This window comes from Prescottella agglutinans, from assembly GCF_004011865.1.
In the GTDB taxonomy this organism is placed as follows: Bacteria; Actinomycetota; Actinomycetes; order Mycobacteriales; family Mycobacteriaceae; genus Prescottella; species Prescottella agglutinans.
The window spans coordinates 207955-229182 of sequence record NZ_RKLP01000002.1 but is presented as its reverse complement, the minus strand read 5'-3'; the positions used below and the strand labels follow the sequence as shown (position 1 = coordinate 229182).

Below are 21228 nucleotides of genomic sequence, written 5' to 3'. Positions count from 1 at the left end.
CCGGCCTCAGTCGAAGACGAAGAGCGGTTTGGTGCCGTGTGCCGGTGCTTCGGCGAGCGAGACGGCTTCGGCGAACCGTTCGAGCGGGAACGGCTGTCCACGAGGGATGCTCAGCACTTCGTCGGCGACGAGACTGCGAACCCGGGACAGCGCGCGTAGCGCCTCCTCCGGTGAGGCGGTGCCGAACCATCGGTTCAGCCAGAAGCCACGGACTGTCTTGGTGTCGTAGATGACCGAGCGCGCCTGCAGCGGGATCGTGAGCGCGGCCGGATCGGTCTGCCGATGGGTGGAGAGCGCGCCGTAGACCACCACCGCTCCTCCGGGAGCCAGTGCCTCGGATACCTGGGCGCCCAGGGGTCCGGCGACACAGTCGGTGGCCTTGCGTACGCCGGCCGGTCCGGCGATCTCGGCCACACGCCGCACCAGGTCCTCGTCCTCGGTGCAGATGACCTCGTCACCACCGAACGCGAGGATCTCGTCGACGGCGTCGCGCCGGCGCACGACATTGATCGTGCGGATGCCCAGATGCCGGGACAGCTGAATGACGAGCCGACCGACGGTGGAGCCTGCGGCCGTCTGCAACAGCCATTCACCCGGCTGTACATCGAGTTCGCGAGTCACGAGGAGCAGCGCGGTCAACGGGTTGACGGCGAGTTGGCAGGCGCTGGAGTCGCTCAGTCGCTCGGGGACCGGCAGCAGCCGTCGCGTGTCGGCGACAAGGTATTCCTGCCAGGTGCCGTCGACAGGGGGTCCGGGTACCGCCGGGATCGCGACGGCCACCACCCGCTCGCCGACCTGCGGTCCCTCGGTCTCCGGGCCCAGGGCCTCGACACGGCCCAGGCATTCCATACGGCCGCCGACAGCGGGAATCTCGGGGGCGAAACCGTAGCGGCCACGCAGCACGTGCAGATCACTGGCGTGAATCGGGGTCGCCGTCACCCGGATCAACGCCTGACCGGCTCTCGGCGTCGGAACCGGCCGGGATTCCAGCCGCAGGACATCGGTGGGCTCGCCGACCTTCTCGGCTACGAGTGCCCGCATGGATCGAGGCATGAGCGACCTCTCGCATTGTGAAAACCGTTTGTCCGTCCCCGGGGCCGGTCGTATCGTGTCGGCCGTCAGCCGCCCGTACCACCGAAGGAGCAGGCCCGGTCATGGATCCGATCACCGAACGCGACATCAGGGCGTCGTTCGTCAACTGCTCCAAGGGTGACGCCAAGCGCCTGCCCGCGCCGCGTGACCTCGACGATCGCCCCTGGGCCGACCTGGACTTCCTCGGCTGGACCGACTCGTCGTTCCCCGGCCGGGGTTACCTAGTCGTCCCGCGGGACGACGGGCCGATCGGGATCGCGATGCGGTTCGAACCGAACGGGTCCGGCAAGTCGCAGATGTGCGCGATCTGCCTGACGACGCACACCCGCGGTGGTGTCGCGCTGATGACGGCCAACAAGGTGGGCGAGTCCGGGCGCGCCGGGAACTCGGTGGGCATCTACATGTGCATCGACCTCGCGTGCTCGCTGTATGCGCGGGGCCGGAAGCGGCCCGCGCTCGGCAGCCGGTACCGCGAGGACCTCTCCGAGGAGGAGAAGACCGAGCGGGTGCGGGAGCACCTGAACGCCTTCGTCGAGCGGCTGTACGCCTGAACCCGGTACGGCCGCTCACGTCGGTACGTCGACGGTCAGACCATCTCGGGCACGTGCAGGTGCGCGATCGCGAGCTCGAACTCGCACACCTCCAGTAACTCGGCTCCCGCCTCGCGGAAGAAAGCGGCCCGGTGCGTTTCGGCCAGCTGGCGACTGGCCCGCATCTGTTCGACGCTGTCGAAGGTCACCGAGGACACCGCCCGGCCGGCCGAGTGGTCGACCATCAGGCTCGCGCTGCAGAATCCGTCGGTGTCTTCCATCGCGGGCAAGCCCAGCTTGAAGACGTCGACAGCGTGCGTCATCTTGCCGGGATCGACCTTGAACCAGGTCACGCGGACGCACGCGCCGAGGCTCGACGCGTGGTCGCGGTGCAGGACTTCGATGTCCCACCGCTCGACGTGCGCGGTGCCGTGGAAGATCTCGGTGGCCCGATCCCGAAGGTGGATGACGGGCCCCTCGCTGGCACGGAGAGTCTCCTCGTCCATCCACGAGCTGGTGGCGATGCAGCGCCCGGAGTCGCGGTCGACCAGTAGTGAGAGTCCTGCGCTGCCCTCGAGGTCTGCGAGCTCCGGCATCACGGTGTCACGGATGTGCTTGATTCCGGCGTCGATGAACGAGGGATGCGCCTGAATGGTTGTAGAACGCGCGTACACGATCAACTTCCTTTGCTCGAGGCGGCGCCCCGGTGGCGCCACCGGTCCCGTTCCTCACTCAACCTTCCTCCCGTCGTCGGGGACTGGCAATGGCGCCGCGGCCGCTCGAGGCGTGTCAGCCGGGTAGCGTCAGACCGAAATCCACGCTGCCGTCGGGGTTGACGTCGTAGACCTCGATGCCGTCGTCGACGTTGGCCCGATCCGTCCCGGTCGACACTGCGATCTTGTTGCACGAGTTGCGCATCATGTCGATCACCAGTTCCACCGCCTCGGCGGGGGAGAAGTACGTGCGCACATCTGCCGCGACCTGCGGTTCCAGGTGCCCGGGCTGCCAGGTGAGGGCGTCGGCCAACTCGAGCGCCGCCTTGTGGCGCGGTGACAGGGTGCCGCCGCGGAAGTCGTCGATCGCGTCGTAGAGGCTCTCGTCGCCGCCCGACATCATGGCGGTGCGGTTGCGCAGCGACTTGCACAGCCGGCAGTTGTGCTGCCGCGCCTGGTACAACCGCACCACCTCGGTCGTGACCGGGTCGAGTTCGCGCACCCGGGCGACCTCGACGAGGGTGCGCTGGATCAGCGGCCACGGCTCACCGGCGGTGTCCCAGGCGGACGGAACGGTCCACGCGGGCCGGCGCGCCTCGAACAGGGCGTCGAGGGCTGCGCGCACCCGCGGCACCCAGTCGGCGACGTAGAGCGCCTGCACGAACGTGCCGGTCCGGTCGCCGAGCGCCGCCGCCAGCGCGCTTCGCATGCCGTCGTCGATCCCGGAGACGTCGACGCAGAACTGTTCGGCGAAGGTGAGCGCCGCCGGCGATGCCTCCGGTGTCGACGGTGCCGGCTCGGGGAAGGGTAGCGGCGGCAGCGACAGGGTCTGCGCGCACGCCTGTCGGGCTTGCGCGGTGAGCGGACCGTCGCCGATCGTCGGCACGAGCGCGACGAGACGGTCGAGCGTGGCCGCGACGTCGGGCGCGAATCGGTCCAGCGCCGATGCGCCGCTCTCCTCGGTCCAGCCTGTCACTGCCACCACCGTCCTTTCGGGTACGACATCTCGTACTCCATTGAACTGCAGCGAGCGATTATTCGTTTGCTTTGTCCCGGTATCGCCATACGGTTGTGGTACCAACCATTTTCGGGCGCGACGCGGGCGAACCTCGCGCGGGCGTCCATGACCGGAGTAGGACAGTGACCCCCACCGAGCACGGCCACAACCTGTTGAACTGGGCCAGCCATATCGACGACGGAACTCTCGCGCAGGCGCGGGAGACCGCCTCCATGCCCTTCGTGTATCCCCACGTCGCGTTGATGCCCGACGCGCACGCCGGCAAGGGGTCGGCGGTCGGAACGGTGATCCCCACCCGCGGGGCGGTGATCCCGGCCGCGGTCGGGGTCGACATCGGATGCGGAATGATCGCCGCCCGAACGCAGTTCACGTCCGCCGACATCGAACGGGCCGGTCACGAGGGGCGGACGCTGCACGCGCTGCGGCTGCGGATCGAACACGCGATCCCGCTGTCGCCGGGTAACTACAACCTCACCGCCTCCCTCGGGAAGTGGTTCGCGGAGCCCAAGATCGCGGAACTGGAGGAGCGGGCCGCCCGGGACGGCGTCGACCTGTCCCATTCCCCGAAGTGGCGCGAGCAGTTGGGTTCGCTGGGCGGCGGTAACCACTTCATCGAACTGTGCCTCGACGAGCAGGACCGGGTGTGGCTGTTCCTGCACTCCGGCAGCCGGGGCGTGGGGAACAAGATCGCGCAGAAGCATATCGCGATCGCCCAGAAGCTTTGCCGGACATGGCATATCGACCTGCCGAACCGGGATCTCGCCTACCTGGCAGAGGGGACGCCGGAGTTCTGGGACTACATCCGGGAACTGCGGTGGGCGCAGCGATTCGCACTACTGAACCGGGCGGAGATGATGGACCGCTTCGTCAAGTTGTTCGGCGAGTGGATCGGCGCCCCGGTGGTGGAGGCCGAGCGGATCAACTGCCACCACAACTACACCGAGCAGGAGGAGCACTACGGCGAGAAGGTCTGGCTCACCCGCAAGGGGGCGGTGAACGCGCACGAGGGTGTGGCGGCGGTGATTCCGGGGTCGATGGGCACCCGGTCCTACGTGGTCACCGGCAAGGGCGACGCACGCGGGTTGTGCTCCGCCCCGCACGGCGCCGGCCGCCGGTTCTCCCGCACGCAGGCGCGGAAGCGGTTCACCGTGGACGACCTGGCCAGCAGGATGCGGGGGATCGAGTACCGGCACGGGCCGCAGTGGGTCGACGAGATCCCCGACGCCTACAAGGACATCGACGTGGTGATGGACGACGCCAGGGATCTCGTGGACATCCGGCACGAGTTGCGGCAGATCCTCAATGTCAAGGGGACGTAGCCGCTTCGAACCGGGTTGAAGCAGAACCCGCGGGAGTTACAGGCTGAAATGGAACGAGCTGCCGAAGTCCAGGAGGCTCTCGATGTAGCGGATCGGGAACAGCGAGATGAGGTTGAGGTTCATTGCGGACCCTTCCAGGGCAGGCCGGTTGTCTGACTGTTATGCGGCCGAAATATAGCCGAGGGGAATCGAGGACACACCGGTTTACGAAAAGTGGGTGGACGACTGTCCAGGATGTGGGCGCCGGGGCGATACGGCCGGGGCGTGTGGCTCGATGAGAGCCGGAGTGCGCGGCGAAGCTCGTCCCGGATACGTCCGAGCGCACCCGAGCGATGCCATCGGCTGAAGAACCCATACACCCAGCAGCGGCTCGATCAACAACCACTCGGCATCGGTGGTGTCCGATGGGTAGCACCACATCCGTCGACTGACCGCAAATGAGAGGCGGCCTGCGCTACTTCGTGCACAACGGGCATCAGCGTCAGGAGTGTTCCAGCGCCCACTGCCGGACTTCCGGTTCGGTATGCAGCGCTCTCCGCCCCTATCCGCAAGGCTCGGCGACGAACTATTCCTGCATTTCAGGCGTGGTTTTTCGATTCGTTCGACCGGCCGTCACGCGTGACACTGCCGCGAAAGGTTCACTTCCAAGCAGGGTTCGTAAACAGGCACTAAAGGCTGGTGGTCCGGTTTCGGAGGCTGAAATTTTGGGTATCTCGCCGTCATGAGCAGCATCACCGAGGCCGTCGACGTAAGTGTTCCGGTCGATGTTGCTTATGACCAGTGGGCACAGTTCGAGACCTTTCCGCTGTTCATGTCCGGGGTACGGGAAGTTCGCCGACTCGATGCAGGCCACCTGCACTTCGTGGTCCACCTCGCTGGTCTGACCCGCGAATTCGACGCCGACATCACCGAACTACATCCGTACGAGCGACTGGCCTGGCACTCCGACGGCGGGCCTGAGAACGCCGGAGTCATCACCTTCCGCCGACTCGACAACACGCACACCCGGGTGACCGCTCACATCGACATCGACCCGAAGGGGTTCGTCGAAAACCTTGCCGACAAGCTCGGCTACCTCAACCGCCTCGTCCACACCAACATGGCCCAGTTCAAGCAGTTCATCGAAGAACACGACACCCAGACCGGTGACTGACACAGCGACTCCGGCCATCGTCCCGGATCCAGAACGGCGTCTCCACCATCTTGAAAAGGACGCTCGATCGCCCGGCCGACAGACCCGCCCCACGTCCGTACGCGCGCACGAATCTGCACTGGAGAAGCCTCTGCGAACAGACCGTCCCTCACAGACAGACAGTTGCCCCTTGACGCGCGCCGACGTGGGGTCGCGTACCAACGCATTTGTCCCACCCCGGAGCGAAGGAAAAGTGGCTATGGCCTTGCTGTCTTTCATGGTCGCCGCTACTCTGGCAGCAGGTTGAGTAGACAGCCGATGCTAGAGCAGTTGCTCGTGTCGGCGCATTCGCGGATTGCAGGTCTCGTTCGCCGATTCGAGTTCTTCGAATTTCGGGAGTTACGCGGAATGCACCACGCGAATCGAACCCCAAAGCATCCATCGACAGATCCGGTCACCGGCGTCTGGTCCCACGCGAAAATCGACCCCACCGCTGGGCACGGCGACAACCATGACGACCCCTTGCAGACGAGAAAGCGCGGGTACTCCCTCAAGCTCGCTTGCGGATCCAGTGCGGCCGCAGCGCTTCCTCCCGTTCTACTGGAAGCTGCCGCAATCGTCACTGCAACAACAGCTTTGATCATCTTCCTTGCGGTGATCCTGGCCGCACTGGCCATCTGACCGGGCTGACCCCCTTATCGCCGTGTGGCGTTCACAAAAGGCCACGGCCAATACCTCAGGTCACACAGTGAGCAGGACACGAGCATTCGTGGGAAACGGGCGGCTGCCGAGTTTGGCCACGTCGGGTGATCCTCGCGTGCGGCGTGCTCGATCATCCTGACCGGCTACTCACCGCCCCCGCCCGAACGCCCACTCCTTCCGGCAGCTACACGGATGTCCCCTGCCGAGGCGGCGATCAGCGCGCGTTACCTGTCCAGCAACCTGAGATCCCGTTACCGGCACCGGCAAGGAGTGAACTTTCGATGCGAACAGTGCGAAAATTGTCAGGTGGCGACGCCCAGCGACGACCCAGCGCAGTCCTGATGTCCGAACAGCTCGAACGGGTCGGGAGCTTCCGCTTCTACCTCGATGGTGACCGGTGGGAGTGGTCGGACGCGGTCGCCCACATGCACGGCTACGAGCCCGGTGAGGTCGTCCCCACCACCGCGCTCGTGCTCGAACACAAGCACCCCGACGACCGGGACGCTTCGGCGGATCTTATGCGGCGGGTACTGAGGGACGGCGAGCCGTTCAGCAGCAGGCATCGGATCATCGACACCGCCGGTAAGGTTCACTATCTCGTGGGCGTTGGTCAACGCGTCACGGCCGACGGGCGTGTCGTCGGGATGTCGGGCTTCTACATCGACGTCACTGACTCCATCCGCAGCGACGTCGACCACACCATCACCGAGAACGTCGCCGCATTCATCGAGTCCCGCACTGTCATAGAGCAAGCGAAAGGCGCGCTGATGGTGATCTACGGCATCTCCGCCGATCGCGCATTCGATGTCCTCACCTGGAAGTCTCAACAGTTCAACGTCAAGCTTCGTGTGGTGGCCGAGGAACTGGTCGCAGCTCTACCGACCGCCCTCGACATCCCGTTCGACGTGCGTGGAGCGTTCGATCGTCTCCTCCTCGCCTCGGGCGCTTAGCCGTTTCGGTGGTCAGGCGCTGCGGCGGGCGTGCGCCTGCACAGCAGATTCACGAAGGACCCAGGTGCCACCGACGCGGGTGGGGACAGGTTCTGCGCGTTGATTGCCTCGAGGCGCCGCGGCGTCGACCCGGCCTGATCTTGATCGTCCGAAATCGGGCATAATCGCCGTCGAACCCACCCGACAGCAGGAGTGCCCCGGTGACCATCAACGACCTGCAGAACGAGTTCCACGGCCTCCCGGTTGTGGAGTTCCCCATCGATACCGACGCTGCCCCCGCCGTGCCCGGGCCGGGCCCGGTCGCCTGGCGGATCACCGTTCCCACGTACGAGGCGCCGATGGAGTGGCCGGAGGCGTTCGCCAAGTTCCGGGCCGCGGTCGATCCGTCGAGCGTGCAGGCGATCGTCGTCGGTGGCTGGTCCGACCCGTACGAGGAGAGTTCCGCCGACGTGGTGGCGGCGCTCGTCGCGGCCGCCGACGAGCTGCCGGCGCTGCGGGCCCTGTTCCTCGGGGACATGACCTTCGAGGACTGCGAGATCTCGTGGATCGTGCAGTCGGACGTCACGCCGCTGCTGACCGCGTTTCCCCGGCTGGAGCACCTGGGGGTGCGCGGCGGCACCCAGCTCGAACTGACCCCGGTCCGGCACGAGAACCTGCGCCGCCTGGTGATCGAAACCGGCGGCCTGTCCGTCGACGTGGTCCGGGCCGTGGCCGCATCGGATCTGCCGGCGCTGACCGATCTGGAGCTGTGGCTGGGCGACGAGAACTATGGCGCCGATTCGACCGTCGACGACCTCGCCCCGATCCTCTCCGGGGAGAAGCTTCCCCGGTTGACGCGCCTCGCGCTCGCGAACAGCGAATACGAGGACGAGATCGCGGCAGCTGTCGCGACCGCGCCGATCGTTCCGCAGTTGCAGGTCCTGGACCTGTCCAAGGGCGCGCTGTCGGATGCGGGCGCGAAGGCACTGCTCGCGGGGCAGGCGCTCACCCACCTCGAATCGCTCGACCTGCACCACAACTACCTGACGGAGGGCATGCGGACGCGCCTGCGGGCGGCACTCGAACCGTCCGGCGTGCAACTGAACCTCGACGGCGAGGACACCGAGGAGGAGGAATACGACGGCACGATCTACCGGTCGGTCGCGGTCAGCGAATGACCCGTCCCCGGCTGGCGGTCGTGGGCAATCCGGAGAACCGTCGCGTGACGATGCTGCTGGACGCCGCGACCCGCTCCGGCATGCCCACCCCGCGGGTGGTGTCCTGGCGCGCGGTACTCACCGGCGGCGGGGCCCGGTTCGACACCGACGAGTGGGTGCGCCTCGACTCGCCCGGCGAGAACCCCGAAGTGGACGCGATGCTGCGCGGGGCCGGCGATCCGACCCGGATCGCCGACGGCCCGCGGTGGTACGCGTCGCTGCTCGCCGCGGTCGGCACGCTGCGCGGCGGGCGCCGGCTGACCGATCCGGACGACCTGGCCGTGCTGTTCGACAAGCGACGGTGTCACGCCGTTCTTGCGAGTGATGAAGTGCCGGTGCCGATCTCGCCCACGTCGGGCGGTGACGCGCCGATGCCGCGGAGCTGGCCGGAGGTGCGCGAGTTGGCGGCCGCTGCCGGCCTGCGGCGGTTCTTCGTCAAACCCGCGCACGGATCGTCCGCGGCCGGCGTGGTGGCCGTCGAGACGGCATCCGGCGGCCGGGTCCAGGCACGCAGCAGCGTGGAGGTCGCGGCGGACGGCGTCCACAACTCGCTCCGCGTGCGCCGACGCGCGGGCGAGGCGGAGGTGGGTGCGCTGATCGACACACTGGCCGGCGAACGCCTGCACATCGAGGCGTGGTTGCCGAAGCCGTCGATCGAGGGCCGCGCCGCTGATCTGCGGGTCGTGGTGGTCGCCGGGCGGGCAACCCACGCGGTGCTGCGTACCAGCGCCCACCCGATGACCAACCTGCACCTGGGCGGGCACCGCGGCGATCCGGAGATCGCGCGGGCCGCGTTCGACGCCGCGGGATTCGGCTGGGACGAGGCGCTCGCCGTCGCGGAACGGGCCGCCGCCTGCTTCCCGCGCACCCTGTGCGTCGGGGTGGACCTGCTGCCCGCCGCGAACTGGAACGGTGCCGCGGTCGGTGAGGTGAATGCCTTCGGGGACCTGCTCCCGGGCCTGAGCGGGCTCCCCGGCCGCGCCGACGGCCTCGACACGTATGCGGCGCAACTGGCCGCGGTCTCGGGAGGGTGGTCCCAGCATGTCGCGGCCTGACACGGCGGCCGGCGTGCAGCCGGAATCGACTGCGGCACAGCCGGACATGAACACCGTCGTCGGCTCCGACGACATCCTGCTGATCACGCTCGACACCCTGCGTTACGACGTGGCCTGCGAGCTCGCGGCCGCCGGCCGGATCCCGAACCTGGCGCGGCACCTGCCCGGTGGCCGGTGGGAGGAACGCCATGCCCCCGGCAGCTTCACCTACGCCTCGCACCAGGCGATATTCGCCGGGTTCCTGCCCACCCCGGTCGGGCAGGGGCCGCACCCACGCCTGTTCGCGGCCGAGTTCGGCGGCAGCGAATCGACCGCGGACGGCACGTTCGTGTACGCGGAGTCGAATCTGGTTGCGGGCCTTGCCGCCGTCGGCTACCACACGGTGTGCATCGGCGGCGTCGGCTTCTTCAACCGCCGGGGTGCGCTCGGCTCGGTGCTGCCCGATCTGTTCGACGAGGCGCACTGGTCGCCCGAACTCGGGGTGACGTCGCCGACGTCGTTCGAGGCGCAGGTGGACCTGGCGGCACGGGCGGTGGACCGACTCCCCGCCGAGCGCCGGCTGTTCCTGTTCGTCAACGTCTCGGCCCTGCACCAGCCGAACTGGTTCTTCACCGAGGGCGCCACCGCGGACGCCGGGGACACCCGGGCGACGCACGCGGCCGCGCTGGAGTACGTGGATCGGCACATCGGGCGACTGTTCGCCGCCATGTCGAGCCGGCGACGGTGCTTCGCGATCGTGTGCTCCGACCACGGCACCACGTACGGCGAGGACGGCTACACCGGGCACCGGCTGGGCCACCCCCTGGTGTGGACGGTGCCCTATGCCCACTTCTTCCTCGAGGGACCGAGATGACCGCCGTCGACCTGCCCCTGCCGGTTGCGGCGGACACCGTTGCCGCGGATTACGTTCCGCCGTACCAGAACTACGTGTACGCGTACCCGCACAAGACCGCGTACCGGCCGCTGGACCCGCGCCCGGCGCTGACCGAGTTGTGGGCGGACGAACCGCAGGACGCGCTGTCGCTGTACCTGCACGTGCCGTTCTGCGAGGTGCGCTGCGGCTTCTGCAATCTGTTCACCCGGGTCGGGGCGCCGGACGAGCTCACCACCCGCTACCTCGACGCGCTCGAGCGGCAGGCGGAGGCGGTGCGCGAGGCCCTGGCCCCGTCGGCCCGCTTCGCGACGGCGGCGTTCGGCGGCGGGACCCCCACCTATCTGACCGCGGCCGAACTGGACCGGCTGTGCGACATCGCCGAGGGCATGGGCGCCCACCTGCGGGCGGTCCCCCTGTCGGTGGAGGCGTCGCCGGCGACCGCCACCGCCGACCGGCTCGCGGTGCTGGCCGAGCGTGGCGCCACCCGGCTCAGCCTCGGCGTGCAGAGCTTCGACGACACCGACGCGCGGGCGGCGGTCCGGCCGCAGCGGCGTGCGGACGTCGAGGCGGCCCTGCAGCGGATCCGGGACGCCGCGATCGCGGTCCTCAACATCGACCTGATCTACGGGATCGACGGCCAGACACCGGCTTCCTGGGCCGCCTCCCTCGACGCCGCGCTGGCCTGGCGCCCCGAGGAGCTGTACCTGTACCCGCTGTACGTGCGGCCGCTGACAGGTCTGGCGCGCCGCGGCGCCGGTCCCGATCCGGACTGGGACGCCCACCGCCTGGACCTCTACCGCCGCGGGCGTGACCAGCTGCTCGCGGCGGGCTACGTCCAGCAGTCGATGCGCATGTTCCGCCGAGCCGACGCCCCCGACGTCGGCCCGGACGACTACGCCTGCCAGACCGACGGCATGATCGGACTCGGTTGCGGTGCAAGGTCGTACACCCGGGGGCTGCACTACTCGTTCGACTACGCGGTCGATGCGCGGGAGGTGCGCGCCATCGTCGACGACTACGTGGCGGGTACCGTCGACGACTTCCGTCGCGCGGTGGTGGGTCACGCGATGATCGAGGACGAGGCCCGCCGCCGGCACCTGCTGCAGTCCGTGCTGCAGGCCACCGGAATGCCGTCGTCGGACTACCGTTCCCGATTCGGGGCCGATCCGCACGAGCATTTCGGTGCCGAGTTGGACCGGTGGGCCGAGCGCGGATGGCTTCTGTCCGAGGGCGGCCGGCTACGTCTGACCGCGCTGGGTATGGCGTACTCCGACGCGCTGGGGCCGGAGCTGTTCTCCCCGCGGGTGCGCGCCGCGATGGCCGAGTACGAGGGCCGCTGACGGTGCTGACCATCCTGTACCGGGGTCCGCTGGCGTCGTGCGACTACGACTGCCCGTACTGCCCGTTCGCCAAGCGTCGGGACACCCCCGAGCAGTTGCGCGCCGACCGGGCCGCGCTGGAACGCTTCTGTGCGTGGGTGGCAGGTCAGGACCGGGAGCTGTCGATCCTGTTCACACCGTGGGGTGAGGGCCTCGTCCGGTCCTGGTACCGGCGGGCCCTGGTGGACCTGTCCCGGCTGCCCCACGTGCGTCGGGTGGCGATCCAGACCAACCTCAGCTGCCGCACCGGCTGGCTCGCCGATGCCGACCGCGACGCGGTCGCGCTGTGGTGCACGTACCACCCCGGCCAGACGCCGCACGACCGGTTCCTGACCAAGACCGCCGAGCTGACCGCGCTGGGCGTGCGTTTCAGCGTCGGCGTCGTCGGACTGCCGGAGCACCTGGCCGCCGCCCGTCGGCTGCGCGCCGAGCTTCCCGACTCGGTGTACCTGTGGGTCAACGCCGCCGAGGGACACGAGTACACGGACGCCGCCGCGGCCGACTGGATAGGGATCGACCCGCTCTTCGAGTTCAGCCGGCACCCGCACCGGACACGGGGGCGGGCGTGCCGTACCGGAGCCTCGGTGGTGTCCGTCGACGGTGCCGGGACCGTCCGGCGCTGCCACTTCGTCCCCGAGGTCCTGGGCAACCTGTACGACGGCTCCTTCCAGGAAGCGTTGCGGCCGCGGCCGTGCCCACTGGACGTGTGTGACTGCCACATCGGCTACGTGCATGCCGAGCAGCTGCCGCTGTACGACGTGTTCGCGGGCGGCGTGCTCGAACGGATCCCGGCGGAGCCGGTGTGGTTGCCCCTCCCGGTGCGGCGATCCACCGAAGCCGGCGGCGTCCCCAGCCCCGGCTAGGTGTATGAAGCCAGGACGTTGGTTACACAGGCGAGAAGTTTCGAGGTCGGCGGACGGTCGCCGACGGCAGAGTGTGGCCTGTGGTAGTTGTAGTGCACGTTCCACACACCGAGTGCGTGTGTGCGTTGGTGTTCGGAGTGCCATTCGCGGGCGTAGAGGAATTCCTCGGGAAGGATCCGGTTGTATCGCTCTACTTTCCCGTTGTGACGTGGCGTGTACGGGGCGATCCGCTGGTGCCGTGCCCCGTGGAGGACCTTCGTGAAGTCCTTCGCCCGATAGCAACTGCCGTTGTCGGTGACGATCCGCTGGATGTACAGGATGCCGTGGGCTGCGAAGAATGCGCGGGCGCGGTGCATGAAACCGATTGCGGTGACTGATTTCTCATCAGCAAGTGATTCGGTGTAGGCGAGGCGGGAGAAGCCATCGACCGCGGAGTGGAGGTAGACATATCCGCCGGTCTTGCCGGCGGTCTTGCCGCGCTCGACGGCCTTGGCCCGCTTGGAGCCCTTGCCGTGTACACGCCAACCGCCTCCATCGGGGATCCGGCCGACTTTCTTCACGTCGACGTGCACCATGTGCCCGGGCCAGTGGGCAATGATCTTGCGCGCGACCCTGTTGGCCTCACCATTGGGGTCGATGAACCGGCGTCGGTTCAGGCCGAGGTGGTGCAGGTGACGGGTGACGGTGCGACGGCTGATTGCGTTGCCTTCACTGGCCAGTTCAAACGTGATTCGACGGGCTGACCATTTGCGGTCTCGGCGCAGAGTCTCGATCCGCGCCACGACGTCGGGTCCAGTGGCTGTGGGCTGGTGGTGAGGAACGGACGAGCGGTCATGGAGTCCCAGTTCGCCGAACCCGCGATAGCGGCCCACCCACTTGCTCGCGCAGGCACGCGAGATGCCCATTTCCGCGGCGACGTGTGCGATCGGTCTGGTTTTGCACCGTTCGATCAGCCGCCTCCGTCCCTCGAATGACAGTGGTGCGTTGGCGTGCAATCTCGTCACCAGTGATCCTTGTCCGATGGTTGTGGGGTCCGGGCTGGTCTTGTTGCGCGGTAGATGAGCAAGGCTCCGGTGGTGACTCCCAGGGAAGCGGTCAGAAGCGCCAGGTGGGCGTGAGTGAAAGCTGTTGCGAGACCTGTCTGATTGCTGGCGACAAATACTGCGCAGATCGCTCCACCGATGGATCCGCCGATGCGTTGGAGGATGTTGATCTGGGTGATCGCGTCGGGGAGATGCGTCGCGCTGACGGACTTGTAGGCGGTGATGCCGGCCGGCATCGCAACCATGTTGACGGCAGCGCCGAAGACGATGAGTACCGGTTGTATCAACCAGATCGGCGCATCCAAGGGCAGCGCAGTCAGGGCCGCGGTGGCGGCAGCAGCCAGCACGCCACCGGTGAGCGCCACGCGACTGGGACCGCGGCGGTCGATCCAACGGCCGGTGATTGGGGCGGTGACCGCAGTTGCGCCTGCGAAGCAGAGGAGGCTGACCCCGGTATCGAGCGGTGTCTGCCCGCGACCGACCTGAAAGTACAGGGCGAACAGGACACCGCTTCCGAAGATCAGCGCTCCCGAAAAGAACGCGGTCACGGCACCGGCACGGAATCCTGGCACCCGAAACATCTCGAGGTCGAGTAGCGGATGGGTGGCTCTCAGGGTGACAGCGACAAACGCGGCCAGGGTGAGGGTCGCGAATCCTGCGGCGGCGACGATGTCGGGGGTCAAGTGGCCGGCGTCTCCCCACCGGCTGGCCGCGAAGACCAGGGCGGGGAGCCCGATACTGATCAGCGCGAGCCCGGTCCGGTGGAGCGGGGAGGTTGTCGGTGATTCAGCGTCTCGGGGGAGTAGGCGGTTACCCAGCAGGAGCCCTGCGACCCCGATGGGGATATTGATCAGGAAGAGCCACGGCCAGGCGGCGCCATGCAGGATGAATCCGCCCAATAGGGACCCGATTGCGGGTGCCGCGCTGACGGCGATGCCGAGGGTGCCCATCACTCTCCCCAGACGGTCGGGTCCGACTGCTTGGCCCAGGACCGTTTGGCCGGTCGGAATGAGGACACCTCCGGCGAAGCCTTGGAGCACGCGCGCCACGATGAGGAACTCAAGTGTGGGCGCGGCGGCGCACCCGATGGACGCCACGGTGAACGCCGCGAGGGAGGCCAGCCACAGGCGCCTACTGCCGTAGCGATGGGCGAGCCATCCCGCCAGCGGAAGAGAGACCGCCAGCGCCAGCAAGTAGCCGCTGGCCACCCATTGCGTGGCCGCCAGCGACGATCCCAACGAACGGCTGATCGAATCCAGGCCGACATTGACGATCGAGGCATCCAGGCCACTCGCGAACGCGCCGAGCACGATCACCCAGCACAGCCGCCACGTCCGTGCATCGATGCGATCGGATCGCTCGCCGGCACCGCGCACCGCCGCCGAGGTCACGGCCTGCGGCCCGATCGAAGCGCGCCCAGTGCCTCGGACCAGTCCGCGACCTCGTCGAGCATCCGCGCGAGAATCTCGTCGTGGTGGGGCGCGGGAGTGAGCCGGCCCGGCTGCTGGATGTCCGGGAGGTCGAAGTCCGTGAAGAGACTGAGCGCGACCTGGCTGCGGACACACGCAATCTTGACCTCGGCGAGCGTCAGGCGCAGGTGTTCGGCTGCGCGAACACCGCCGTGGAGGCCGTAGCTCACGAAGCCCGCTGCCTTGTCGTTCCATTCCGAGAACAGGAAGTCGACCGCGTTCTTCAATGCGGCTGGAAACGAGTGGTTGTACTCGGGGGTGACGAACACGAAACCGTCGTAGGTGGCGATTTGCTCGGCCCAGCGGCGCGTGTGTGGCATGGCGTAGGTCCCGATCGCGGCGGGCACCGGTTCATCGAGCAGCGGCAGGTCGTACTCGGCGAGATCCACTATCTCGACCTTGGCGCGCCCGAGAAGGTGTTGTTCAGCGTTCTCCTGTACCCAGTCGGCGACGAGTCTCGCTCTCCGGTGGGGGCGGGTGGATCCGACGATGACAGCGATGCGGGGCACGGATGTGGTTGCGGTGTTGGTGTCCATGCGTTCAAAGTACAACGATCATTGCACTTAGTACAATGGTCGTTGTACTCGAATTGGGAGGTCTCATGTGAGCGGCTACAAGGAGCGGGCACTGCTCGACGGAGCGCTGCGTGTATTTGCGCGTGACGGCTACAGCCGGGCAAGCATCCAGTCGTTGGCAACCGAGGCCGGCGTCTCCACTCGGACGATCTACAACCGATACGGCAGCAAGGAAGCACTGTTCCGCGCGGTCATCCTCGACAGCGCCAACCGCGTCGCCGAGCGTGAGATCGCACTGGCGGATCGGCTACTCGGCCGTATCGCGGACCTCCGCCGGGACCTGATCGCGTTCGGTGTCGCTTGGGCCACACCGGATCCGGCATCGCAGTCCCACTTCGCCATGATCCGGCAGGTGGCCGCCGATGCCGACCACATAGACCCGGACGTCCTGGCTGCGTGGCGCCGCGCCGGCCCGGAGCGCGTCCGTTCCGCCATCGCCGAACATCTACTCGTCATGAGCAGCCAACGCCTGGTGAAGGTGCAGGATGGCCAGATTGCGGCCGTTCACCTGATCCAGCTCACCGCCGGCACGGTCAACTCAATCGCCTCCGCAACCGATATCGAGCACGTTGTCACTGAGGGCGTCGATGTCTTCCTCGCCGCATACGGACGTTGACCCGTAAGCAGAGCTCTTCCGTACGCAGTTCCCCGTCAACAACGTCATGACCCGCAACAGCTAGGCGGTTCGGGCGAGCAGGGCGTCGAGCGCGGAAAAGCTCGCGTTCATGCCCTCCTCCATGCCCGACTGGACCATGCCGTCGCGGTCCTCGGGGGTCATGAACAGCGAGTCCATCACGACCCTGGTGCCGTTGTCGCCGAGGTCGACGAACTCGATGGTCTCCACGCATGTGTGGGTCGGCATACCGTCCCATTCGAAGGACCAGGTGATGCGGTCCTGCGGTGTGACGTCGCGGAAGCGCCCCTCGAAGCCGGCGGTGCCGCCCTCGTGGTGCTCGACGAACCGCCAGTGACCGCCGCGTTCGAGTTCCCACGTCTCGACGTCGAGCGGATTGCCTCGACCCCACCACTGCGCGATCAGTTCCGGTTCGGTGTACGCGGCCCACACCCGGTCGCGGGGAGCGTTCACGACGCGTTCGATGTGCAGGCCGCGCTCACCGGCCAGGATGACGGTGGCGGCTGTGGTCCGGTCGGTCATGGGATCCCCTCCGTGGGACGGTCTCGGGTCACGCGCGGTGAGCGGCTCAATAGGGAAGCGTTGTGTCGGTGAGCTTCTCGGCCACCGCCCACAGCGACGACGCGAGGTCGACGCCCCGCGAGCTGCGTGGCTGTTCGTATCGCCGGGTCGGCCCGATCAGTCCCATGCGTCCGCCCGGCCCGTAGTAGCCGCCCTGGACCGCGTCGGGGCTGGTGGCGGCGAACAGCAGTGGCTCGACGCCGTGCTCGACGTCCTGGGACGGCAGCACCGTGCGATCGCTTCCGGAGAACATGCCGTGGCGCGGCTTGTCCCGGCCCAGGCTCGCCCCGGCGGTCTGCAGGTTGGTGCGCGTGTAGCCGGGGTGCGCGTACGTGCTCAGCAGGTTCCAGCCGCGTTCGTCGGCGACGTGGGCGAGGTGCTGGGCCATCAGCATGTCGGCGAGCTTGGACTGGGCGTAGCTCAGTGCCGGGCTGTACCGGTGGGTCGAGTGCAGGTCGCGGAAGTTGATCCGCCCGTAGTGGGCGGTGCCGCTGGTCATCGTGGCGATCCGTGCCGCGGGAGCGTCCAGCAGCAGCGGCAACAGCAGATTGGTGAGGGCGAACGGTCCGAGGAAGTTGCTGCCGAACTGCAACTCGAAGCCGTCGACCGTCTCGAACCGCTCCGGCGGGGACATCACACCGGCGTTGTTGACCAGCAGGTCCAGTGGGCGCCCGTCGTCGAGGAAGCCGGCCGCGAACTCCCGCACCGACCCCAGGTCGGCGAGGTCGATTCGTCGGATCTCGAGCTGCGCCTGGGGGATCTCGTGCATGATCTCCGCGCACGCGGCCTCGGCCTTGCTCACCGTGCGGCACGCCATCACGATGTGCGCCCCCGCGGTGGCCATCCGGCGGGTTGCCTCCTTGCCGGTGCCGCTGTTGGCGCCGGTGACGACGACGTATCGGCCCGTCATGTCGGGAACCTGATACATGTGAACTCCCTCGGCTATCGACGATGCACGGGTCCGTTCCCGTCCCAATCTACCGCCGGACCGGCCGTGTTCCGGGCGGTTGCCGCCGCATCGTCGTACGCTCGCGATCGGCGGCTGGTCAGTCTCCCGCACCGCCACGGTCTATCCCGACAGAGCACGTCTCGACGACGAACGACCGGAAGGACGAACCGAACATGCAGAAGATCACCCCGTGCCTGTGGTTCGACACCGATGGGGAGGAGGCCGCGAACTTCTACGTCTCGGTGTTCAAGAACTCGAAGATCCTGAACATCTCCCGCTACGGGCCCGGCATGCACCGCCCCGAGGGGCTCGCGCTCACCATCGAGTTCGAACTGGACGGGCAGGCGTTCACGATCCTCAACGGCGGACCGGAATACTCGTTCGACGAGGCGATCTCCTTCCAGGTCAGCTGCGCCGACCAGGCCGAGGTCGACGCGTACTGGTCCCAGCTGACGGCCGACGGCGGCGAAGAGGGCCGGTGCGGCTGGCTCAAGGACCGCTGGGGGATGTCGTGGCAGATCGTTCCTGCGCAGTTGGGGTCCTACCTCGGCGGCACCGACCCGGCGGGCGCTCAGCGCGCGACGCAGGCGATGCTCGAGATGCGCAAGCTGGACATCGGAGCGATCCGAGCGGCGTACGAGGGTTCCTGACGGTTTGGCCGGTGCGTGATCCATGGGGTTCGCTGTCCCCATGGGATTCAGCCGTGCCGAACTGGAGTCGTTCCGCGACGCCGAGGTGCCCGACCTGATCGGTCCGGGCTGCCGCCTGCTCTTCGTCGGGATCAACCCGGGGCTGTGGACGGCCGCGACCGGCGCCCACTTCGCGCGGCCCGGCAACCGCTTCTACCCGGCGCTGCTGCGCGCCGGGATCATCGACCGCCCGATCGACCCCACGGCAGGGATGTCCGACGACGATCGGGAGCTGCTGGTGTCGCACGGCGTCGGCATCACGAATCTCGCCCAGCGCGCGACCGCGCGGGCCGACGAACTGACCGCCGACGAACTCCGTGCGGGTGGCCTGCGCCTGCGGCGCCTCGTCGCCGAACTGCGCCCCCGCGTGGTCGCCATCGCCGGGATCACCGCGTACCGTGCCGCGTTCGGCGTACGCACCGCGAAGAAGGGGCGGCAGCCGGAGGACTTCGAGGGCGCCGAGTTGTGGGTGGTGCCCAATCCGAGCGGACTCAACGCCCACGACACCGTCGACTCGCTGGCCGAGGCGTACCGCGCGGCCGCGGTCGAGGCGAGGGTGGTCGCGGGGTGACCGGCCGAATGTCACATACGTTCACTTGGACCGAACGTGTGACATTCGGCCAACGGGGGCGGGGCGCGCGCGGCACACTCGGAACATGACGGTCAGCAGGGCGCGCCGAAGGTCCCGGGCCGGTGGCTGACTCGGGAGCGGACCTCCCGCTGTTCGCGACCGACCCGGTCGCGGGGGTGGTGCTCGCCGCCGCGTTCGTCGCATTCCTGTTCTCCGAGTTCCGGATCGGACTGACGCACCAGGCCACCGGATCGTCGCGAGACGGGTGGACGGGCGCCGCAGTGGGCCTCGGACTCGCGAGCGTGTACCTCGGTGGGCCGACGGCGAGTGTCCTGGTCCACGCGACGGTCGTCACCACCGGTGCCTGGTGGTTCTTCTGGACCGGGCTGGCGGTGGCCTTCGTGGGGCAGACGATCCGGCTGCGCGCCGTCTACGAACTGGGCGCGTCGTTCACCTTCCGGGTGCAGACGGTGCCCGGGCAGCGCGTCGTCGACACCGGTCTGTACCGGCACGTCCGGCACCCGTCGTACACGGGAGCGTTGGTGTGCGCGCTCGGTTTCACCGTCGCGTACACCAATTGGCTTGCGCCACTGACCGTTCTCGTGCTCGCCGGGGCGTACGTGGTCCGCATCCCGCACGAGGAGCGGGTGCTCGTCGAGGGCGTGGGCGAGGAGTACCGGCGGTACATGGACCGGACGAAGCGACTGATCCCGTACGTGCTGTGACGCCGGTGTCCGCGGCGGTCACATGGTGAGCACCATCCGGTACCGAGCCCGGCCCTCGTCCATGGCGGCGTACGCGTCCGCGGCGTCGGCGAGCGGGCGCTGCTCGATCTGGGCGCGCACCCCGGACAGCACCGCGAACTGCATCGTCTCCTCGACGTCGCGCGCGGTGCCGGACGGATGGCCGGTCACGCTGACACCGGGCGTGATCAGTTGCAGTGGGCTGATCGGCAGCGGTTCGGGCGTGACACCCACGACGACGAGTTCGCCCTGCGGAAGGATCCCGCCGACGGTGTCGGCCATCGCCTTCGAGTTCGCCGCGGTCGCAAGTACCGCGGACACGCCGCCGAGTGCCTGCAGGGCCGCGCCGACGTCGCCCGCGGTGGAGTCGACGTAGTGGTGGGCGCCGAAGCGGTGCGCGTCGTCGGCCTTGCCGGCGCCCCGGGCGATCGCGACCGTCTCGAATCCCATCGCACGGGAGAACTGGACGCCGAGGTGTCCGAGGCCGCCGACGCCGAGCACCGCAACGCGGTCGCCGGGTCGTGCCCGGGTCTTCCGGAGGGCGTCGAATGTCGTGACGCCGGCGCAGCTCATCGGCGCGGCCTCGGTGAAGGAGAGGCCGTCGGGGATCCGCGCGAGCGCGTTGGCAGGCGCCGTCACCGATTCGGCATAGCCGCCGGGATACTGCCAGCTGGGCACCTGCATCTTCTCGCAGTGAATGAAGATGCCCTGGCGGCAGGGGACGCACTCGTTGCAGTGCCCGCCGAACCAGCCGACGGCCACCCGGTCTCCCACGGCGAAGTCGGCGACGCCGTCCCCGAGTTCGGCTATGGTTCCGGCGATCTCGTGCCCGGGAGTGAGCGGCCAGGACATTCCGGGGAATCCGCCGTTGACGAACCCGTGGTCGGTGCCGCAGACGCCGCACGCGGCGACCGTGATGCGGACGTGGTCGCGCCCGGGCGGCGTCGTCTCGACGTCGGCGAGCGTCAGCGGTTCGCCGGGGGACTGGACGTGTACTGCTCGATGGGTCGACATCGGCACCCTCGCTCCGTGTTCGGCGGTCGGCGGTCCGCATTCCAGTCAAGACCCCGCAGGCGGATCCTGGCAAGGGCTCGCGCCGCACGCGGCAAAGACGACGAAAGGCCCGGTGGAACGAATGCTCCACCGGGCCTTCAGGATTCGGTGCGTCAGC

The 21228-nt window shown here is 68.2% G+C and carries 23 protein-coding genes; 14 read left to right on the top strand and 9 right to left on the bottom strand.

Annotation, left to right across the window (positions count from 1 at the left end):
- Positions 1-6: 6 nt before the first annotated feature.
- Positions 7-1041, bottom strand: coding sequence for a zinc-dependent alcohol dehydrogenase family protein (locus EGT67_RS05030; protein WP_127914963.1), 1035 nt, complete (start codon positions 1039-1041; stop codon positions 7-9).
- A gap of 113 nt (positions 1042-1154) precedes the next feature.
- Between EGT67_RS05030 and EGT67_RS05025 the strand changes: the two genes are divergently transcribed.
- The gene (locus EGT67_RS05025) at positions 1155-1643 is read left to right on the top strand and encodes an FBP domain-containing protein (protein WP_127914962.1); all 489 of its coding nucleotides are present in this window, start codon (positions 1155-1157) and stop codon (positions 1641-1643) included.
- Between the two features lie 35 nt (positions 1644-1678).
- Here the strand turns inward: EGT67_RS05025 and EGT67_RS05020 are convergent, their stop codons facing one another.
- Both EGT67_RS05020 and EGT67_RS05015 read right to left on the bottom strand, forming a co-directional pair.
- Entirely contained in the window at positions 1679-2296 is a 618-nt protein-coding gene (locus tag EGT67_RS05020; RefSeq protein ID WP_127914961.1) for a hypothetical protein, read from the bottom strand.
- 115 nt (positions 2297-2411) lie between these two features.
- Positions 2412-3311 (bottom strand): carboxymuconolactone decarboxylase family protein, encoded by a 900-nt coding sequence (locus EGT67_RS05015; protein WP_241565899.1) that lies wholly within the window; start codon positions 3309-3311, stop codon positions 2412-2414.
- A 164-nt stretch (positions 3312-3475) separates the two neighbouring features.
- Between EGT67_RS05015 and EGT67_RS05010 the strand changes: the two genes are divergently transcribed.
- From EGT67_RS05010 to EGT67_RS04970, 9 genes are all read left to right on the top strand, one after another.
- On the top strand, positions 3476-4672 hold the full coding sequence (locus EGT67_RS05010; RefSeq protein WP_127914959.1) for an RtcB family protein: 1197 nt from the start codon (positions 3476-3478) through the stop codon (positions 4670-4672).
- Between the two features lie 721 nt (positions 4673-5393).
- On the top strand, positions 5394-5825 hold the full coding sequence (locus tag EGT67_RS05005) for an SRPBCC family protein (RefSeq protein ID WP_127914958.1): 432 nt from the start codon (positions 5394-5396) through the stop codon (positions 5823-5825).
- 297 nt (positions 5826-6122) lie between these two features.
- Positions 6123-6485, top strand: a complete 363-nt coding sequence (locus EGT67_RS05000; RefSeq protein ID WP_127914957.1) for a hypothetical protein — start codon at positions 6123-6125, stop codon at positions 6483-6485.
- Between the two features lie 362 nt (positions 6486-6847).
- Positions 6848-7456, top strand: a complete 609-nt coding sequence (locus EGT67_RS04995) for a PAS and ANTAR domain-containing protein (RefSeq protein ID WP_127915303.1) — start codon at positions 6848-6850, stop codon at positions 7454-7456.
- A 200-nt stretch (positions 7457-7656) separates the two neighbouring features.
- Positions 7657-8613 (top strand): STM4015 family protein, encoded by a 957-nt coding sequence (locus tag EGT67_RS04990; RefSeq protein WP_127914956.1) that lies wholly within the window; start codon positions 7657-7659, stop codon positions 8611-8613.
- Positions 8610-9707: an STM4014 family protein gene (locus EGT67_RS04985; RefSeq protein ID WP_127914955.1), complete on the top strand. Its 1098-nt coding sequence runs from the start codon at positions 8610-8612 to the stop codon at positions 9705-9707. Before EGT67_RS04990 ends, EGT67_RS04985 begins: the two co-directional genes overlap by 4 nt.
- The gene (locus tag EGT67_RS04980; protein ID WP_241565898.1) at positions 9694-10560 is read left to right on the top strand and encodes an STM4013/SEN3800 family hydrolase; all 867 of its coding nucleotides are present in this window, start codon (positions 9694-9696) and stop codon (positions 10558-10560) included. The genes EGT67_RS04985 and EGT67_RS04980 overlap by 14 nt, the downstream gene beginning before the upstream one ends.
- Positions 10557-11921: an STM4012 family radical SAM protein gene (locus tag EGT67_RS04975; protein ID WP_127914954.1), complete on the top strand. Its 1365-nt coding sequence runs from the start codon at positions 10557-10559 to the stop codon at positions 11919-11921. The genes EGT67_RS04980 and EGT67_RS04975 overlap by 4 nt, the downstream gene beginning before the upstream one ends.
- A gap of 2 nt (positions 11922-11923) precedes the next feature.
- Complete coding sequence (locus tag EGT67_RS04970; protein WP_127914953.1) at positions 11924-12823, top strand: STM4011 family radical SAM protein; 900 nt, start codon at positions 11924-11926, stop codon at positions 12821-12823.
- Here the strand turns inward: EGT67_RS04970 and EGT67_RS04965 are convergent.
- The 3 genes from EGT67_RS04965 to EGT67_RS04955 are packed head-to-tail and all read right to left on the bottom strand — an operon-like array spanning position 12820 to position 15871.
- The gene (locus EGT67_RS04965; protein ID WP_421958093.1) at positions 12820-13827 is read right to left on the bottom strand and encodes an IS481 family transposase; all 1008 of its coding nucleotides are present in this window, start codon (positions 13825-13827) and stop codon (positions 12820-12822) included. The two genes, EGT67_RS04970 and EGT67_RS04965, sit on opposite strands and share 4 nt — an antisense overlap.
- Positions 13824-15257, bottom strand: a complete 1434-nt coding sequence (locus tag EGT67_RS04960; protein WP_241565897.1) for a DHA2 family efflux MFS transporter permease subunit — start codon at positions 15255-15257, stop codon at positions 13824-13826. The genes EGT67_RS04965 and EGT67_RS04960 overlap by 4 nt, the downstream gene beginning before the upstream one ends.
- Positions 15254-15871: an NADPH-dependent FMN reductase gene (locus EGT67_RS04955; RefSeq protein ID WP_127914952.1), complete on the bottom strand. Its 618-nt coding sequence runs from the start codon at positions 15869-15871 to the stop codon at positions 15254-15256. The genes EGT67_RS04960 and EGT67_RS04955 overlap by 4 nt, the downstream gene beginning before the upstream one ends.
- A gap of 67 nt (positions 15872-15938) precedes the next feature.
- Between EGT67_RS04955 and EGT67_RS04950 the strand changes: the two genes are divergently transcribed.
- Complete coding sequence (locus EGT67_RS04950) at positions 15939-16526, top strand: TetR/AcrR family transcriptional regulator (RefSeq protein WP_127914951.1); 588 nt, start codon at positions 15939-15941, stop codon at positions 16524-16526.
- 60 nt (positions 16527-16586) lie between these two features.
- Here EGT67_RS04950 and EGT67_RS04945 read toward each other — a convergent pair whose 3' ends face one another.
- A complete protein-coding gene (locus tag EGT67_RS04945) occupies positions 16587-17066 on the bottom strand; it encodes an SRPBCC family protein (protein ID WP_127914950.1) in 480 nt (159 codons plus the stop codon).
- Between the two features lie 46 nt (positions 17067-17112).
- Complete coding sequence (locus EGT67_RS04940; protein ID WP_127914949.1) at positions 17113-18033, bottom strand: SDR family oxidoreductase; 921 nt, start codon at positions 18031-18033, stop codon at positions 17113-17115.
- A 194-nt stretch (positions 18034-18227) separates the two neighbouring features.
- On the opposite strand from EGT67_RS04940, the gene EGT67_RS04935 reads away from it, so the two are divergent.
- The 3 genes from EGT67_RS04935 (at position 18228) to EGT67_RS04925 (ending at position 20039) form a co-directional block, all read left to right on the top strand.
- Positions 18228-18704, top strand: coding sequence for a VOC family protein (locus EGT67_RS04935; RefSeq protein WP_127914948.1), 477 nt, complete (start codon positions 18228-18230; stop codon positions 18702-18704).
- 40 nt (positions 18705-18744) lie between these two features.
- Positions 18745-19314 carry a mismatch-specific DNA-glycosylase gene (locus EGT67_RS04930; RefSeq protein ID WP_127914947.1) on the top strand — a complete coding sequence of 190 codons (570 nt, stop codon included), beginning with the start codon at positions 18745-18747 and terminating at the stop codon, positions 19312-19314.
- A 122-nt stretch (positions 19315-19436) separates the two neighbouring features.
- Positions 19437-20039, top strand: coding sequence for a methyltransferase family protein (locus EGT67_RS04925; RefSeq protein WP_127914946.1), 603 nt, complete (start codon positions 19437-19439; stop codon positions 20037-20039).
- 18 nt (positions 20040-20057) lie between these two features.
- Here EGT67_RS04925 and EGT67_RS04920 read toward each other — a convergent pair whose 3' ends face one another.
- Positions 20058-21071 (bottom strand): alcohol dehydrogenase catalytic domain-containing protein, encoded by a 1014-nt coding sequence (locus EGT67_RS04920; RefSeq protein WP_127914945.1) that lies wholly within the window; start codon positions 21069-21071, stop codon positions 20058-20060.
- Between the last annotated feature and the right edge of the window lie 157 nt (positions 21072-21228).